This is a genomic window from Bacillus sp. EB106-07-01-XG149, from assembly GCF_058791555.1.
The window spans coordinates 842613-859852 of sequence record NZ_JBYTDP010000002.1 but is presented as its reverse complement, the minus strand read 5'-3'; the positions used below and the strand labels follow the sequence as shown (position 1 = coordinate 859852).

The window sequence follows — 17240 nt, the reverse complement described above, 5'->3', positions numbered from 1 at the left end:
TTTTATGTTAGTAAACGTTTGTATATATGATAGAAAATAGCCGTTATTTTTCTTCTCTCTATTAGTCATGTTAATATAGAGAGAGGAAAGGAACGGTTTTTTTCTGTGAAAAAAATTATTTCAAATTTGTATGGGGAGGTTTCTGGTTTGGAAAAAAAGGTCGTATTAGTAGATGGTAATAATATCGCGTATCGTGCTTTCTTTGCACTACCGCTTTTAAATAACGACAAAGGTATACATACGAACGCAATTTACGGTTTTACAATGATGTTAATGAGAATATTAGAGGAAGAAAAACCGACGCATATGTTAGTAGCGTTTGATGCGGGTAAAACGACATTCCGTCATAAAACGTATAGTGAGTATAAAGGAGGACGTCAAAAGACTCCACCTGAATTATCAGAGCAATTCCCGTTTATTCGTGAGATGCTTGATGCATTCAACGTACCGCGTTATGAATTAGAAAATTATGAAGCGGATGACATTATGGGGACGTTAGCGAAAGAAGCGAGTGAACAAGGGTTTCATGTAAAAGTTATTTCAGGAGATAAAGACTTACTGCAACTTGTTTCAGATAATACACTCGTATGTATTCCTCGCAAAGGGATTACAGAAGTGGATGAATATACGAAAGAAGCTTTATTTGAGAAATACAGCTTATCACCAAAGCAAATTATCGATATGAAAGGTTTAATGGGAGACCAGTCAGATAATATTCCAGGTGTACCAGGAGTTGGTGAAAAAACTGCGATTAAATTGTTAACACAGTTTGAAACGGTCGAGGCAGTGTATGAAAATATAGATCAAGTAAGCGGGAAGAAATTAAAAGAAAAGCTAGAAGCAAATAAAGACCAAGCTCTTATGAGTAAAGATCTTGCAACTATCATTACAGATGCACCGATTACAGTGCATGTGGATGATATGGAGTATAAAGGGTATGAAGCAAGTGATGTGATTCCAATGTTCGAGAATTTAGGATTTACATCCCTTTTAAATAAATTAGGTGTTACGCCAGAAGAAACGACTCCAGCTGAATTAGATGATATTACATTTGATATTGTGGAAGAAGTTACAGAAGAAATGCTAGTGCAAGATAGTGCGCTTATTGTTGAAGTACAAGAAGATAACTATCATAGAGCAGACATTCAAGGTTTTGGTATTCAAAATGAAAATGGCTGTTACTTTATTCAAACAGACATTGCTCTTAAGTCAGACGCTTTTAAAGAGTGGCTTGCAGATGGAGAAATGAGAAAGTATACCTTTGATGCGAAGCGCGCAATCGTTGCACTTAAATGGAACGGGATAGATATGCAAGGGATTGACTTTGATCTATTAATCGCTGCTTATTTACTTGACCCGGCTGATACGGATAAAGATTTCCGTACTGTAGCAAAAATGAAAGAAACACATGCTGTGAAATCTGATGAAGAAGTTTACGGAAAAGGTGCGAAGCGTGCTGTTCCAGAGCTAGAAGTAGTAGCGGAGCATGTAGCTCGTAAAGTGCACGTATTATATGATGTAAAGCAAACATTCGTAGAAGAGTTACAAAAGAATGAGCAATATGAACTGTTTACAGAGTTAGAATTACCACTTGCGCGTGTATTAGCTGATATGGAAGTAAAAGGTGTAAAAGTTGATACGGAGCGTCTTCGTAATATGGGAGAAGAACTTGCAGGTAGATTAAAGGAAATGGAACAGGAAATTTATAAGCTTGCGGGAACAGAATTTAATATTAATTCACCGAAGCAGCTTGGTGTTATTCTGTTTGAGAACTTAAACTTACCAGTTATTAAAAAGACGAAAACAGGCTATTCTACGTCAGCTGATGTACTAGAAAAGCTTATGGATCGCCATGAAATCATTCCAAACATTTTACATTATCGTCAATTAGGGAAACTAAATTCAACTTATATTGAAGGTTTATTAAAAGTTGTACATGAAGATTCATCTAAAATCCATACTCGTTTCAATCAAGTATTAACGCAAACAGGTCGATTAAGTTCAACGGATCCGAACTTGCAAAATATCCCGATTCGATTAGAAGAAGGAAGAAAGATTCGTCAGGCATTTGTTCCATCAGAAGAAGGATGGATTATGTACGCGGCAGATTATTCACAAATTGAACTTCGCGTATTAGCTCATATTGCAAATGATAAAGGGCTAGTTGAAGCGTTCCAACATGATATGGATATTCATACGAAAACAGCGATGGATGTATTTGGCGTTGAAAAAGATGAAGTAACTTCGAATATGAGACGACAAGCGAAAGCTGTTAATTTCGGAATTGTGTATGGTATTAGTGATTATGGTCTTTCACAAAACTTAGGAATTACAAGAAAAGCAGCAGCGGAATTTATTGAAAAGTATTTAGAAAGTTTCCCTGGTGTACAAGAATACATGAGTGACATCGTAAAAGATGCGAAACAAAAAGGATATGTGGCTACATTATTAAATCGCCGCCGTTATATTCCGGAAATTACGAGTCGTAATTTCAATTTACGTAGCTTTGCTGAGCGTACGGCTATGAATACACCAATTCAAGGGACTGCAGCAGATATTATTAAAAAAGCGATGATTATTATGGCAGACCGTCTAGAAGAAGAAGGATTACAGGCGCGTCTACTTCTGCAAGTACACGATGAATTGATATTTGAAGCGCCAAAAGAAGAAATTGAAAAATTAGAGAAGCTTGTACCAGAAGTAATGGAGCATGCAATTGAACTCGCAGTTCCGCTGAAAGTTGATTATTCTTACGGTCCAACTTGGTACGACGCAAAATAAGGAAGTGATGAAATGCCTGAATTACCAGAGGTTGAAAACGTCAGACGGACACTTGAAAATCTTGTGACAGGAAAAACAATTGAAGATGTTATTGTTACCTATCCAAAAATAGTAAAACGTCCGGATGATGCAGAAATCTTTAAAGAAATGCTAAGAGGCGAAAAGATTGAAAATATAAAGCGAAGAGGAAAGTTTTTGCTTTTATATGTAACGAATTATGTTATTGTTTCACATTTGCGTATGGAAGGTAAGTTTTTACTGCATCAAGAGGACGAGCCAATTGATAAGCATACACACGTCCGTTTCTTATTTACAGATGGAACTGAACTACATTATAAAGATGTGAGAAAGTTTGGTACGATGCATCTCTTTAAGAAAGGTGAAGAATTGAATCAAATGCCTCTTGCTGACTTAGGTCCGGAGCCGTTTGATGCTGAATTGACACCGCAGTATTTACAAGAAAGATTGCAAAAGACCAATCGTAAAATAAAAGTCGTATTATTAGACCAGCGTCTTTTAGTAGGGCTTGGAAATATATATGTAGATGAAGTTTTATTCCGTTCTCAAATTCATCCGGAACGAGAAGCTTCGTCTTTAACAGCAGAAGAAATTGAACGAATTTACGAGGCGACTGTTACAACGTTAGGTGAAGCAGTGAAGCGAGGCGGAAGTACAATTCGAACGTATATGAATTCGCAAGGGCAAATTGGCTCATTCCAAGAACTTCTAAATGTATACGGAAAAAAAGGAGAACCATGTGTGACTTGCGGTACGATATTAGAAAAAACAGTTGTTGGCGGAAGAGGAACGCATTACTGCCCGATTTGTCAGCCGAGAATATAGAAAAGAGATAACATCGGATAGGCATTTGTCATATACATACAGCAGGGCTATGTATAAGGGAGGAGCTTACCGATGTACCTTTATTTATCTCTTATTTTATTAGCTTTTACATTAAGCTTAGATAGCTGTAGTGTAGGGCTAACATATGGTTTAAGAAGCGTAAGAATTCCACTAAGATCAATTATAATTATCGGAATGTGTTCAGCGGCTGTTATGCTTGTTTCAATGGGAGTTGGACATATGATCGCGAAAATATTTTCACCTGTTATCGCAACGCGTATCGGTGGGCTTGTTCTTATTGGAATAGGAATTTGGGTATTATACCAATTTTTTCGAAGTGAGAAAAAAGAAGAACCAAAGCAAGAGGAGAAGGTTTGGAAATTAGAAATTGCTTCGCTCGGGCTAGTGATTCAAATTTTACGGAAACCGACTGTTGCAGATTTTGATAAATCAGGCACCATTTCTGCAGGAGAAGCGTTACTTCTTGGTATCGCTCTTTCTATAGATTCGTTCGGTGCTGGAATTGGTGCATCTTTATTAGGTTATGCGCCCGCTATGATGGCAATATTGGTTGCGGTTATGAGTTCTTTGTTTTTATTTATTGGAATGAAACTTGGAACGGTTTTATCGAATATGAAATGGTTACAAAAATTTACATTCCTGCCTGGGGTATTACTCATTATTATTGGAATTTGGAAAATGTAAGTATGGGCGTGGAACATTAGTTTCGCGCCTTTTATATTGTGAGGAGGATTATGATGACAGTAGTAATTGGATTAACGGGAGGCATTGCAAGTGGAAAAAGTACAGTGTCTCAAATGTTTCGTGAACTGAGTATACCAGTTATTGATGCAGATATTATTGCGCGAGAAGTTGTAGAACGAGGAAAACCAGCATATAACAAAATTGTAGAAGTGTTTGGAACGGAAGTATTACAAGAAGATGGAGAATTGGATCGCCCGAAATTAGGAAGTGTCGTTTTCTATAATGAAGAAAAACGATTGCAGTTAAATAAAATCGTTCATCCTGCAGTTCGTGAGGAAATGAATACACAAAAGGAAAAGTACATAAAGGAAGGTATGCAAGCGGTTGTGTTAGATATACCTCTCTTATTTGAAAGCAAATTAACAAGTCTCGTTGACCGCGTTTTAGTTGTAGCGGTTAAGCCACATACGCAATTAGAACGTTTAATGAAACGAAATAATTTTTCAGAAGAAGAAGCAACAGTTCGTATTCAATCTCAAATGCCGTTAGAAGAAAAAGTGAAAAATGCAGATGAAGTGATAAATAATGATGGCACAATTATGGGAACGAAAACACAATTACAGGTGATTTTAAAGAATTGGAACATTATTGACTAAAAAATTGTGAAATTAATGAAAATGCTTAGTGACATATCCCCTTTTTGTGTTATACTATTATTGGGATTGGAGATAAATAGTATAACGCATTCAAGGGGGATAACATATTATGACTCGTGTGGCAATTAATGGATTTGGACGTATTGGGAGAATGGTATTTCGTCAGGCAATAAAAGAAAGCGCATTCGAAATTGTAGCAATCAATGCAAGCTATCCATCTGAAACGTTAGCACATTTAATTAAATATGATACAGTTCACGGCAAGTTTGACGGAACAGTAGAAGCATTTGAAGATCACTTGTTAGTTGATGGGAAAATGATTCGCCTTTTAAACAACCGCGATCCAAAGGAATTGCCTTGGACAGATCTAGGTGTTGAAGTTGTAATTGAAGCAACTGGTAAATTTAATTCAAAAGAAAAAGCAATTCTTCATGTTGAAGCTGGAGCGAAAAAAGTTATTTTAACAGCGCCTGGTAAAAATGAAGATGTAACAATTGTAGTTGGTGTGAACGAAGACCAATTAGATATTACAAAACATACTGTTATTTCAAATGCATCTTGCACAACAAACTGTTTAGCGCCTGTTGTTAAGGTGTTAGATGAGCAGTTTGGAATTGAAAACGGTTTAATGACAACTGTTCATGCTTATACAAATGACCAAAAAAATATTGATAACCCACATAAAGATTTAAGAAGAGCACGTGCTTGCGGACAATCGATCATTCCGACAACGACAGGTGCTGCGAAAGCGCTTGCAAAAGTTCTTCCGCACTTAAACGGAAAACTTCATGGTATGGCACTTCGTGTACCAACGCCAAACGTGTCTCTTGTTGACTTAGTAGTAGATGTAAAGCGTGATGTGACAGTTGAAGCTATTAATGAAGCATTCAAAACTGTTGCAAACGGTGCGTTAAAAGGCATTGTAGAATTCAGCGAAGAGCCTTTAGTATCTATTGACTTTAATACAAATACACACTCAGCTATTATTGATGGTTTATCTACAATGGTAATGGGTGATCGTAAAGTGAAAGTACTTGCTTGGTATGATAACGAGTGGGGCTACTCTCGTCGTGTTGTAGATCTTGTAACGTTAGTTGTTGACGAATTAGCGAAACAAAAAAATGTGCAACATATTTAAGTGAATAAGGGAGAGGGCAAGTGGATATTTGCCTTCTTTTTTTTATTTTTTTCTGAAAAGGAAAAAAATTATATAAGTATATTTTTGAAAGTGGACATACCACGAAACGTTGTGATTACTGTATTTGTGAATCGTTTATTTTTTTTAGGGAAAAGTAAAGAGGAAAATATGACAGAAAATCGAAAAAACTGTTGTTGCAAAATGAAAATAAACAAAGTATACTAACACTCGTAAACTTAAGAGCTGAGGTACGTAGTCACTACTTAAAGGGTTAGGACCTCTCTGGACTAACTTTCCCCCGTGGTAGTGGAGCAAGCCAAATTGCAAATTAGTTTTCAATTCGAACAGTTAGAATAAATTTACAAGGGGGAACTGTAGAATGGATACTATGGATACGATGGGTCGTCACGTAATCGCTGAACTTTGGGATTGCGATTTCGACAAGCTTAATGACATGCCGTATATTGAACAATTATTTGTGGATGCAGCACTGAGAGCTGGTGCTGAAGTGCGTGAGGTTGCTTTCCATAAATTTGCACCACAAGGTGTAAGTGGAGTAGTAATTATCTCGGAATCACATTTAACAATTCATAGCTTTCCGGAGCACGGTTACGCAAGTATTGATGTTTATACTTGTGGGGATCGTATTGATCCAAATGTTGCTGCAGAATATATTGCAGAAGGTTTAAACGCGAAAACGCGTGAGAGCATCGAGCTTCCTCGAGGCACTGGTAGCTTCGAAATTAAGCAGAGAGAAACAAAAGCTCTTTAAAAAAGAACATAATTGATTTAAAATGTAAAGAGGTGTATAATGCACCTCTTTTTTAGTTTATAAAAAAGGAAAAATATAACGTACTCGTTAGTGAGATAAATTGAGCTCTTACGAATAAGTTAGCACTCCATCTACCATCTTATTTTTGAAAACGAGATGATAAAATAATGTGTTTAAACTTAAAGTGGTAAGAGAGTTAGAATGAGTTATATAATATTGTATATATATTGTCAGATGAAGTAAGTAGAGAAAAAATAAAGAGTATAGTGTAAAGGAGTGAATATATTGCGTTGTCCATCCTGTTCTCATAATGGTACAAGAGTGTTAGATTCGCGTCCGGTAGACGAGGGGCGCTCTATTCGAAGAAGGAGAGAGTGTGAAAGCTGTTTAAGTCGCTTTACGACATTTGAAAGAGTAGAAGAGTCACCTCTTATCGTTGTAAAAAAAGAAGGTACACGAGAAGAGTTTAATAAAGAAAAGATTTTGCGCGGCTTAATTAAAGCGTGCGAAAAAAGGCCAGTATCTTTAAGACAATTAGAAGAAGTAACTCAAAGTGTGGAACGTGAACTTCGTAATTTAGGTATATCAGAAGTGAAAAGTGATATGATTGGTGAAATTGTTATGGAAGAACTGCGTGATATTGATGATGTTGCTTACGTGCGTTTTGCTTCTGTATATCGCCAATTTAAAGATTTAAATGTATTTATTGAAGAATTAAAAGATATACTGCAAAAAGAAAGAGAGTAGAAGTTGTATTTTATTCTCTTTACATACCGTAAGTAATGAGATAAGAGAGCTAGAAGCGAAAGCTAATAGCTCTTTTTCGCTAAGCAATTATATAATGAAGATAGAACGAATGAAGTAGAGGATAGATTGGATGAGAGAAAGGAAAAGCAAGAATGGAAAAACAGTCATGGATGGAGCTATTGCCAATTGATCGTTATAAAGTAAGTGCGAAAGGGTTACTGCATAATTACGACCGAAAAGTGTTAACGATGTTGTATCAGCCGTTAATAGGTAGTAGAGCTTTTAGCTTGTACATGACGCTATGGGGAGAGTTAGAGCAAGATCGTGTGTTTGGAAAAGAGAATACACATCATTCCCTTATGGTGACCATGCAAATGCAGCTTCCCGAAATATATGAGGAACGAGTAAAGTTAGAAGCAATTGGGCTTTTGAAAGTATATATTAAGAAAGAAAAAGATATTCGAATGTTTATATACGAATTGCAACCACCTTTATCTCCGAAGCAGTTTTTTGATGATATTGTGTTAAGCATCTTTTTATACAATCGATTGAGTCGGACAAAATATAATCAAGTAAAGCAATATTTCTTAGAAGAAGAATTTGATTTTGCTTCTTATGAAAATGTTACGCGTTCTTTCAATGATGTGTTTGGTTCGTTTAATCCAGGACAGCTTGAGCATGCGCAAGAAGATCTTCGTATTCCAAAAACGACAGCTATGCCAAGTAACGAGAAGGGAGACGCTCCAAAAGTTTGGAATGATTTCTTTGATTTCTCCTTATTTGTAGATGGCTTGTCCGCTCTTGTCCCTAAAAAGGCGATTACAGATCAAGTGCGAGAATGTGTCAGTACACTTGCTTACGTGTACGATGTAGATGTGTTATCGATGCAAAATATCGTTCTTGGTACGGTGACAGAGATGCAGACAATTGATATCGAAAGGCTTAGAAAAGGAGCACGTGATTGGTATCAGTTCGAAAATGGTCAAGCGTTACCTGTATTAAGTGAAAGAGTACAACCTCACGCTGCACGTTTGATGGAAGGGAAAGAGCCTTCTACGCAAGAAGAGATGTTAATAAAACAGTTAGAGGAAATCTCACCAAAACAACTATTAAAAGAAATCTCTGGTGGTGCAGAGGCGACAAAGGCTGACTTGCAGATCGTTGAAGATGTAATGATCAACCAAAAATTAACGCCAGGTGTTGTGAATGTACTTATTTATTATGTTATGCTACGCTCAGATATGAAGCTTGCGAAAACGTATGTGGAGAAAATTGCTGGGCATTGGGCACGTAAAAAGGTCGGTACAGTAGCTGAAGCAATGGCATTAGCGAAAGAAGAAAATCGTCAATATCAAGAATGGGCTGAGACGAAGAAAAAAGGCCGTACGTCGAAGAAAACGATAAGAAAAGAAATGGTACCAGATTGGCTGAAAGAAGAGCCGAAAGAACAAGAGAAAGAAACAGTGAAGAAAGATGTAAGTAAGAAAAAAGATGCAAGTACGTTAGATGATGAACGAAAACGACTAGAAGAAGTGTTAAAAAAATATAAGCGTGATTAATAGAAGAGAATGAACGCTCTTTGAGGTGAGAAAATGGAGCATATTCAAAATTCATTTGCAAAGTTAATGGAAAATAAAAATTTTAAAAATAGATATGAAGTATTAAAGGCGGAAGTAATGGCACATCCGCGTGTGAAAGAATTTATAGACGAACATCAAGGTGAAGTAACAACTTCTATGATTGAGCGTAGCCTTGTGAAGTTATACGAATATATTGGACAAAGTGTAGGTTGCGTAGATTGTCCGGATCTAGGTTCGTGTAAAAACATGCTGCAAGGATATGAGCCAAAGCTCGTTATCCAAGGGAAGATGATTGATATTCAATACGATCGTTGCGTTAGAAAAGTAGCATATGACGAGAGAAAGAAATATGAAAAACTCGTTCAAAGTGTATATATGCCAACTGACATTTTACAGGCAACGATGGAAAACTTAGATCCTTCAGATTTAGATGCGCGTATTGATGCAATTGGTGCTGCTAATGAATTTTTAAGTACATATGAACCTGGTAAAAAAGTACAAGGTTTATATTTGTACGGTAAATTTGGTGTAGGGAAAACGTATTTGTTAGGAGCAATGGCGAATGAGCTTGCTCAAAAGAAAATAAGTTCGATGCTCGTATACTTTCCTGAATTTCTACGTGAAATTAAAAGTTCGATTCAAGATAATTCGATTGGGGAAAAGATTGATGCGGTGAAACGCGTACAAGTTTTAATGCTAGATGATATCGGAGCAGAAGCGATGTCAAGCTTTGTGCGTGACGATGTGCTTGGCGCAATTTTGCAATTCCGTATGTTAGAAAACTTACCGACGTTCTTTACGTCTAACTTTGATTTCAAGGAATTGGAACATCATTTAACGTATACACAGCGTGGTGAAGCAGAACAAATGAAAGCAGCACGTATTATGGAACGAATTAAATATTTAGCGAAGCCAATTCCGATTGGCGGGAAAAACCGACGTCATAAGTAAAGAGTAAGCTGAAAAGCTTGCTCTTTTTTCGTTTTGAACACTTTTCAGAATAGGTGAATTGTAAAACGAAAAACTTCTTATAGAAAATTCATTGTAGCTTGTATCATTTTTTTCTCCCTCCCTTAATATATATAAAATTAGCAAGCCATATTGAGTGGATTTTCTAACGATAGGAAATGTAATTCTACTAAGAGTGAACTTCCACGGGACGGACTCTTATAGGATTTGTAACGTATAGATACAATCCTTTAGAGCAGGGATAAAAGGGGGGACAAAAGTGATTGAAATTTGCTTCGAAGAAAAAAATGATGCTATGCATGTATATAGACAACTATTGAAAAGAGCGGAACTGTTATATAAGGAAACGAGTGTGTATTTAGAGGAACAAAAAGTGGTGATTCATATACCAGTATGTGAATCGAATTATATTGAAAAGATTTTATTGCCGGTAATGGTATATTTCATTGTGAATGTAAAGCAAAATGAGTGGATTTATACAATCTTAAAAGAGAAGTTTTTTTATGAAGAAGAGGAAGAGTGTCATCAAATATTGCATATGGCACAAGAGATTTTAAAGGGAAGAAGAAAAGAGATTGCTCGAGAATTAACACGTCACACATTTGAATCATATATTAAATCCTCTTTAAATAACTGGCTTTGTGATCCGCTTTCGTTCTCGTTTTCATCATATGTTCGTTTTCGCCTTCGTACATATAGGGAAATGGTAGCTAAGCTTGCTGAAGTGTCGATTGATGAGTATAAGTTGGAACAAGAATATCAAATGTTTATTGAGACGCTAAGGCAACAAGTGCGTAGCCGAAAATCACGTTTGTCCTGTGTGCATCTTATTTTTGATGAAAGCTTTATTTTCTATGATGATAAAGGTAGACGTTTAAAACAGGAGAAATTGGTCCAATATATAGATGAGGAATTATTGAAGCAAAAGGATGTATATATTGATACGAAAGTAATTGCACCACTTCTTTCTATTTCGCCGAAAAAAATTTATTTATATACGAAAGAACAAGACCATAATATGATTATTACTTTGCGAAATGTATTTCAAGAACGGGTCCAATTACATGGATTACATGAGTTTGAGCGCAATGTGAAAAATTTAAAAAATAAAGGTAACGCCCTTGATTTTCTAAGTTTTTGAGCATATAATTACCTACATAAATGAAATATATTGAAATGTCATGATGAGGACATGAGTAGTTTTCTACGATTTTCAGAGAGGGAAGCCTTAGGGTGTGAGCTTCCTAGTACGGGATTATTACTTACCACCTCTAAACTTTAGCAGTGAACGGTTTTTCCTAGTAATTGCTAACGGACAACACCGTTATGTTGAACTTGAGCAATTAACAATAATGTTAATTGGAACAAGGGTGGAACCACGAATTCAACACTCGTCCCTTTTTACGGGATGAGTGTTTTTTATTTTGAAAAAAAGAGGAGTGACCAGTGATGGCAGATGTAGTTAAAATTACTTTCCCTGATGGAGCTGTGAAGGAGTTTCCAAAAGGCGTAACAACTGAAGAAATCGCAGCTTCTATTAGCCCAGGCTTAAAGAAAAAAGCTGTGGCTGGAAAATTAAACGATGAGATGATCGATCTTGTTACACCAATCGAAGAAGATGGTGCAGTTTCTATTATTACATTAGATTCTGAAGATGGCTTATACATTTTACGCCATTCAACAGCCCACCTATTAGCACAAGCGTTAAAACGTTTATATAAAGATGCTAAGCTTGAGCTTGGCATTGGTCCAGTAATTGAAAATGGCTTCTACTACGATATTGATATGGAAGAAGCAATTACAGTTGAAGACTTCAAGAAAATCGAAAAAGAAATGCAAAAAATTGTGAACGAGAACTTAGAAATCGTTCGTCATGAAGTGCCACGTGCAGAAGCACTTCGTCGCTTTGAAGAAATCGGCGATGAGTTAAAATTAGATTTAATTAACGACCTTCCAGAAGATGCAGTTATTTCAATCTATGAGCAAGGCGAATTCTTCGACCTTTGCCGTGGTGTTCACCTTCCATCTACAGGGAAAATTAAAGTATTTAAATTATTAAGCGTTGCAGGTGCTTACTGGCGCGGCGATAGCAATAATAAAATGCTACAACGTATTTACGGTACTGCATTCGTTAAGAAAGCAGAATTAGATGAGCACTTACGTATGCTTGAAGAAGCGAAAGAGCGCGATCACCGTAAATTAGGTAAAGAATTAAAACTATTTACTAATAGCCAAAAAGTAGGACAAGGTTTACCACTTTGGTTACCAAAAGGTGCAACTATCCGCCGCATTATCGAGCGTTACATCGTTGATAAAGAAGCAAGCTTAGGCTATGATCACGTATACACTCCAGTACTAGGAAGCAGAGAGCTTTATGAAACTTCTGGTCACTGGAATCACTACCGTGATGGTATGTTCCCATCAATGGAAATGGATAATGAAGAGTTAGTTCTTCGTCCAATGAACTGCCCTCACCACATGATGGTTTATAAAAATGATATTCACAGCTACCGTGAATTACCAATCCGTATTGCGGAACTTGGAACAATGCACCGCTATGAAATGTCTGGAGCATTATCTGGATTACAACGTGTACGCGGAATGACTTTAAACGATGCGCACATTTTCGTTCGCCCAGATCAAATTAAAGAAGAGTTAAAACGTGTTGTAAACTTAACTCTAGAAGTGTACAAAGATTTCGGTTTAGAGAACTATTCATTCCGTCTATCTTATCGTGACCCAGCTGATACTAAAAAGTACTATGCTGATGATGAAATGTGGGAAAAAGCACAAGGTATGTTAAAAGAAGCTATGGATGAAATGGGTCTTGATTACTATGAAGCTGAAGGTGAAGCGGCATTCTACGGTCCAAAACTTGACGTTCAAGTTCGTACTGCTCTTGGAAAAGACGAAACACTTTCAACTGTACAATTAGACTTCTTACTTCCAGAACGCTTTGAATTATCTTACGTTGGTGAAGACGGTAAACAACATCGTCCAGTTGTAATTCACCGTGGTGTTGTATCAACTATGGAACGTTTCGTAGCCTTCTTAATTGAAGAATACAAAGGTGCATTCCCAACTTGGTTAGCTCCAGTTCAAGCGCAAGTAATTCCAGTTTCTCCGCAAGTACATTTAGACTATGCGAAGAAAGTACAAGATGAATTACGACGTGCTGGTATCCGTGTTGAATTAGATACTCGCGAAGAGAAAATTGGTTACAAAATCCGTGAAGCACAAATGCAAAAAATTCCGTACATGCTTGTAGTAGGTGACAATGAAGTAACTGAAAACGGCGTAAACGTACGTAAATATGGTGAACAAAAATCAGAAACAATTGCATTAGATGCTTTTGTTGATATGATTAAAGTAGAAGGAAAACGATAAGACAGAGCCGCGGTATACCGCGGCTTTCGTATGTATTATAAAAAAGAAAAACTAGAAAAAATAACCAAACAATACTTATCATAAAAAAGTATTGCAAGTATGTTAGTTGTTTGTTACAATATTTCTTGTTGTTAGTAAAACACATCGCGTCTTCTTGACAGACGTCATGTCCTATGATAAACTCATCAAGGATAATAGAATATTGTTTTGTGGAAAAAGTAGAAGCACCCGCTTCTCACCTGATGGACGCATTCGCAGTTTACAGGTAAATGTATTTCTTACTTAAGAATTTACAAGTGTGGGTGTCGTATGCCCGCACTTTTTTTGTCGGGTTCTATGACTACAAAAGATGTTCTGAAAAAACCTTGGAGGTGGCTTACTATTAGCAAGGATATGATGATTAACGAGCAAATTCGTGCACGTGAAGTACGTTTAGTTGGTGCAAATGGCGATCAACTTGGAATCAAGTCTCGTAATGACGCTTTAGACTTAGCTGCAAATCTTAATCTTGATTTAGTATTAGTTGCTCCAAATGCGAAACCGCCAGTATGCCGCATTATGGACTACGGTAAATTCCGCTTTGAGCAACAGAAGAAAGAAAAAGAACAGCGCAAAAATCAAAAAGTAATTAGCATGAAAGAAGTTCGTTTAAGTCCAACAATTGATGAACACGACTTTAACACAAAACTTCGTAATGCTATCAAGTTTTTAGAGAAAGGCGACAAGGTTAAAGCGTCAATTCGCTTTAAAGGACGTGCCATTACTCATAAAGAAATCGGTCAACGTGTTTTAGATCGCTTCTCAGAAGCTTGTGCTGAAGTTAGTACAATTGAATCTAAGCCTAAAATGGAAGGACGTAGTATGTTCTTAGTTTTAGCACCGAAAAACGATAAGTAATAGATAGAGGAGGAAATACCTATGCCTAAACAAAAAACTCATCGCGGCTCTGCAAAGCGTTTCAAAAAGACTGGATCAGGTAAACTGAAACGTTCTCACGCTTACACAAGCCATTTATTCGCTAACAAATCTACAAAAGCTAAACGTAAACTACGTAAAGCTGGTGTAGTAAGCGCTGGTGACTTCAAACGCATTCGTCAAATGCTTGACAACTTAAAATAAGTTCGGCTGATATATAGAACAATTAGGAGGTAATATTATGCCAAGAGTAAAAGGTGGTACAGTTACTCGTCAACGTCGTAAAAAAGTTATAAAATTAGCAAAAGGTTACTACGGTTCTAAGAGTACATTATTCAAGGTTGCTAACCAACAGGTTATGAAATCTCTAATGTATGCATTCCGTGACCGTCGTCAAAAGAAACGTGACTTCCGTAAATTATGGATTACACGTATCAACGCAGCAGCTCGTATGAATGGTCTTTCTTACAGCCGCTTAATGCACGGTCTTAAAAATGCTGGCATCGAAGTTAACCGCAAGATGCTTGCTGACTTAGCTGTTCATGACGAAAAAGCTTTCGCTGAATTAGCAACAGTTGCAAAAAACAACATTAACTAATTAATTAGTTGAAACCTTAGAAGATTTTTCTTCTAAGGTTTTTTTATTTGTATTCAAAGAGAAGTATGTCGTTATCGATATGACAAAATCAATATAAAAGCTATAGCGATATAGAAGAATATATATATGAAGCCAGGAGAATTCTCCTGGCTTTTTTCAATTATCCCCCTTTGGAAAGAAGAGTATCTTTCCTACCTGAAACGACACTGCTATAATGGAAAGATGATATGGAACTTTCATCAGATAAAATAAATTTTTTATCAGTGGACAATCCCCGGATAATGATTAACTATCACCAATCGGAGTGAACAATCTAATAGTGATGATTGAAACGTATTTGTAAATTAAGGACAAGCTATTTTGTAAAGAGATAAATGGCTGACTTATTAATAAGAAACGAAAAATAATAATGAACTTTGAGATGAAACAACATTGTTGCGTAAAATGCGATGTTGGAGGAGGACAATAGAATGGACTTACTACAACTATTTAAATTACAAAAAGAATTAGATGACCGTATTGTGAAAGAGCATGATTTACAACCGAAAAAGTTGTTAAAAGAAAAAATGTTAGCTCTTCTTGTAGAAATTGGAGAACTTGCAAATGAAACACGTTGTTTTAAATATTGGAGCAACAAACCAGCATCAGAACGTGAAGTAATATTAGAAGAATACGTAGATGGCTTGCATTTTATTTTATCAATCGGAATTGATTTAGGTATTGATAAAAACTTCCTATTCTATAAATGTGCACAAACGAATAAAACACAAGTAGAAATTTTCTTAGACACATATGCGAAAGTAATTCGTTTTACAGATCAACCATCTATTACGAACTATATTGAATTATTTACAAGCTATCTTCGACTTGGACAAGCGCTAGAGTTTGAGCAAGAAGAGATTGAAAAGGCATATTTAGATAAAAATGAAGTAAATCATCAGCGTCAAACACAAGGATACTGATTTAATTTTTGAATATTTCAATTTCCTTTTGTATAATGAAGTGACTGAAGAAAAAGGAGGGTGTTGGCAATGACAAAATTAGACGCGACATTGACAATGCTAAAAGAATTAACAGATGCACGTGGTATTGCGGGTAACGAGCGTGAACCACGCGAAGTAATGAAGAAATATATTGAGCCGTTTGCGGACGAACTTTCTACTGATAATTTAGGAAGCTTAGTTGCGAAAAAAGTAGGGGAAGAAAACGGCCCGAAAATTATGGTTGCAGGTCATTTAGATGAAGTCGGCTTTATGATCACGCAAATTGATGACAAAGGTTTCCTTCGTTTCCAAACGGTTGGTGGCTGGTGGTCACAAGTTATGCTTGCGCAGCGCGTGACAATTGTAACGCGTAAAGGAGATGTAACAGGTGTAATTGGTTCAAAACCACCGCACATCTTACCTCCAGAAGCGCGTAAAAAGCCAGTTGAAATTAAAGACATGTTCATCGATATTGGTGCTTCTAGCCAAGAAGAGGCAATGGAGTGGGGCGTACGACCAGGAGATCAAGTTGTACCTTACTTTGAATTCCAAGTGATGAAAAATGAAAAAATGTTACTTGCAAAAGCATGGGATAACCGAATTGGTTGTGCAATTGCAATTGACGTATTAAAACAGTTAAAAGATGAAAAGCATCCAAACGTTGTATACGGCGTAGGGACTGTACAAGAAGAAGTTGGCCTTCGTGGCGCGAAAACATCTGCGAATTATATTAAACCAGATATCGCGTTCGCAGTAGATGTTGGCATCGCTGGAGATACGCCAGGTGTAACGGCAAAAGAAGCGCAAAGTAAAATGGGCGATGGACCACAGATTATTTTATATGATGCGTCTGTTATTGGTCATACTGGTTTACGTGACTTTGTAGTTGATGTTGCTGACGAATTAGAAATTCCGTATCAATATGATTCAGTAGCGGGCGGAGGAACGGATGCAGGTGCCATTCATATTGCTGTAAATGGTATTCCGTCTATGGCAATTACGATTGCAACGCGCTACATTCATTCTCATGCGGCAATGTTACACCGTGATGACTATGAAAATGCAGTGAAGTTAATTGTAGAAGTTATTAAACGTCTTGATAAAGAGGCTGTACATAACATTACATTTAATTAATAGAAAAAGCGAAGGAGGTTCTCCTTCGCTTT

Annotated in this window: 16 protein-coding genes and 2 other annotated features; all 16 genes read left to right on the top strand. The window is 36.7% G+C overall.

Annotated elements, in window-relative coordinates; genetic code table 11:
• The first annotated feature begins 147 nt into the window (after positions 1-147).
• The 16 genes from polA to AC3WTA_RS10470 all read left to right on the top strand — a co-directional run bounded on the left by polA (position 148) and on the right by AC3WTA_RS10470 (position 17208).
• Positions 148-2781 (top strand): DNA polymerase I, encoded by a 2634-nt coding sequence (gene polA, locus AC3WTA_RS10545; RefSeq protein ID WP_000412834.1) that lies wholly within the window; start codon positions 148-150, stop codon positions 2779-2781.
• A 12-nt stretch (positions 2782-2793) separates the two neighbouring features.
• Complete coding sequence (mutM, locus tag AC3WTA_RS10540; protein ID WP_001114486.1) at positions 2794-3624, top strand: DNA-formamidopyrimidine glycosylase; 831 nt, start codon at positions 2794-2796, stop codon at positions 3622-3624.
• Positions 3625-3696: 72 nt separating this feature from the next.
• A complete protein-coding gene (gene ytaF, locus AC3WTA_RS10535) occupies positions 3697-4329 on the top strand; it encodes a sporulation membrane protein YtaF (protein ID WP_000281748.1) in 633 nt (210 codons plus the stop codon).
• Positions 4330-4382: 53 nt separating this feature from the next.
• Entirely contained in the window at positions 4383-4985 is a 603-nt protein-coding gene (coaE, locus tag AC3WTA_RS10530; protein ID WP_000219319.1) for a dephospho-CoA kinase, read from the top strand.
• 109 nt (positions 4986-5094) lie between these two features.
• A complete protein-coding gene (locus AC3WTA_RS10525; RefSeq protein ID WP_000198978.1) occupies positions 5095-6123 on the top strand; it encodes a glyceraldehyde-3-phosphate dehydrogenase in 1029 nt (342 codons plus the stop codon).
• A gap of 388 nt (positions 6124-6511) precedes the next feature.
• Entirely contained in the window at positions 6512-6895 is a 384-nt protein-coding gene (gene speD, locus AC3WTA_RS10520) for an adenosylmethionine decarboxylase (protein ID WP_002003660.1), read from the top strand.
• A 285-nt stretch (positions 6896-7180) separates the two neighbouring features.
• Positions 7181-7642: a transcriptional regulator NrdR gene (gene nrdR / locus AC3WTA_RS10515; RefSeq protein ID WP_001203687.1), complete on the top strand. Its 462-nt coding sequence runs from the start codon at positions 7181-7183 to the stop codon at positions 7640-7642.
• Positions 7643-7794: 152 nt separating this feature from the next.
• Positions 7795-9201 carry a replication initiation and membrane attachment family protein gene (locus tag AC3WTA_RS10510; protein WP_078182792.1) on the top strand — a complete coding sequence of 469 codons (1407 nt, stop codon included), beginning with the start codon at positions 7795-7797 and terminating at the stop codon, positions 9199-9201.
• Positions 9202-9234: 33 nt separating this feature from the next.
• Complete coding sequence (gene dnaI, locus AC3WTA_RS10505; protein ID WP_000400116.1) at positions 9235-10173, top strand: primosomal protein DnaI; 939 nt, start codon at positions 9235-9237, stop codon at positions 10171-10173.
• Between the two features lie 277 nt (positions 10174-10450).
• A complete protein-coding gene (gene ytxC / locus AC3WTA_RS10500) occupies positions 10451-11332 on the top strand; it encodes a putative sporulation protein YtxC (protein WP_000569607.1) in 882 nt (293 codons plus the stop codon).
• Positions 11333-11363: 31 nt separating this feature from the next.
• Positions 11364-11593 (top strand) — a binding site (T-box leader).
• A gap of 47 nt (positions 11594-11640) precedes the next feature.
• The gene (gene thrS, locus AC3WTA_RS10495; RefSeq protein ID WP_000786074.1) at positions 11641-13578 is read left to right on the top strand and encodes a threonine--tRNA ligase; all 1938 of its coding nucleotides are present in this window, start codon (positions 11641-11643) and stop codon (positions 13576-13578) included.
• A 210-nt stretch (positions 13579-13788) separates the two neighbouring features.
• Positions 13789-13909, top strand: a sequence feature (ribosomal protein L20 leader region).
• Between the two features lie 62 nt (positions 13910-13971).
• Positions 13972-14475: a translation initiation factor IF-3 gene (gene infC / locus AC3WTA_RS10490; RefSeq protein ID WP_000973214.1), complete on the top strand. Its 504-nt coding sequence runs from the start codon at positions 13972-13974 to the stop codon at positions 14473-14475.
• A gap of 21 nt (positions 14476-14496) precedes the next feature.
• Positions 14497-14697, top strand: a complete 201-nt coding sequence (gene rpmI / locus AC3WTA_RS10485) for a 50S ribosomal protein L35 (protein ID WP_001125946.1) — start codon at positions 14497-14499, stop codon at positions 14695-14697.
• Between the two features lie 37 nt (positions 14698-14734).
• Positions 14735-15091: a 50S ribosomal protein L20 gene (gene rplT, locus AC3WTA_RS10480; protein ID WP_001138364.1), complete on the top strand. Its 357-nt coding sequence runs from the start codon at positions 14735-14737 to the stop codon at positions 15089-15091.
• 470 nt (positions 15092-15561) lie between these two features.
• Positions 15562-16053 carry a dUTP diphosphatase gene (locus tag AC3WTA_RS10475; RefSeq protein WP_000365057.1) on the top strand — a complete coding sequence of 164 codons (492 nt, stop codon included), beginning with the start codon at positions 15562-15564 and terminating at the stop codon, positions 16051-16053.
• A 69-nt stretch (positions 16054-16122) separates the two neighbouring features.
• A complete protein-coding gene (locus tag AC3WTA_RS10470; protein ID WP_000163550.1) occupies positions 16123-17208 on the top strand; it encodes a M42 family metallopeptidase in 1086 nt (361 codons plus the stop codon).
• The last annotated feature ends 32 nt before the right edge of the window (positions 17209-17240 follow it).

What these genes read in the sequence shown, in the direction of transcription:
- mutM (WP_001114486.1), top strand. Translation starts at nt 2,794, where the DNA reads ATGCCTGAATTACCAGAGGTTGAAAACGTCAGACGGACACTTGAAAAT.
- ytaF (WP_000281748.1), top strand. Translation starts at nt 3,697, where the DNA reads ATGTACCTTTATTTATCTCTTATTTTATTAGCTTTTACATTAAGCTTA.
- coaE (WP_000219319.1), top strand. Translation starts at nt 4,383, where the DNA reads ATGACAGTAGTAATTGGATTAACGGGAGGCATTGCAAGTGGAAAAAGT.
- AC3WTA_RS10525 (WP_000198978.1), top strand. Translation starts at nt 5,095, where the DNA reads ATGACTCGTGTGGCAATTAATGGATTTGGACGTATTGGGAGAATGGTA.
- speD (WP_002003660.1), top strand. Translation starts at nt 6,512, where the DNA reads ATGGATACGATGGGTCGTCACGTAATCGCTGAACTTTGGGATTGCGAT.
- AC3WTA_RS10510 (WP_078182792.1), top strand. Translation starts at nt 7,795, where the DNA reads ATGGAAAAACAGTCATGGATGGAGCTATTGCCAATTGATCGTTATAAA.
- dnaI (WP_000400116.1), top strand. Translation starts at nt 9,235, where the DNA reads ATGGAGCATATTCAAAATTCATTTGCAAAGTTAATGGAAAATAAAAAT.
- thrS (WP_000786074.1), top strand. Translation starts at nt 11,641, where the DNA reads ATGGCAGATGTAGTTAAAATTACTTTCCCTGATGGAGCTGTGAAGGAG.
- infC (WP_000973214.1), top strand. Translation starts at nt 13,972, where the DNA reads ATGATGATTAACGAGCAAATTCGTGCACGTGAAGTACGTTTAGTTGGT.
- rpmI (WP_001125946.1), top strand. Translation starts at nt 14,497, where the DNA reads ATGCCTAAACAAAAAACTCATCGCGGCTCTGCAAAGCGTTTCAAAAAG.
- rplT (WP_001138364.1), top strand. Translation starts at nt 14,735, where the DNA reads ATGCCAAGAGTAAAAGGTGGTACAGTTACTCGTCAACGTCGTAAAAAA.
- AC3WTA_RS10475 (WP_000365057.1), top strand. Translation starts at nt 15,562, where the DNA reads ATGGACTTACTACAACTATTTAAATTACAAAAAGAATTAGATGACCGT.
- AC3WTA_RS10470 (WP_000163550.1), top strand. Translation starts at nt 16,123, where the DNA reads ATGACAAAATTAGACGCGACATTGACAATGCTAAAAGAATTAACAGAT.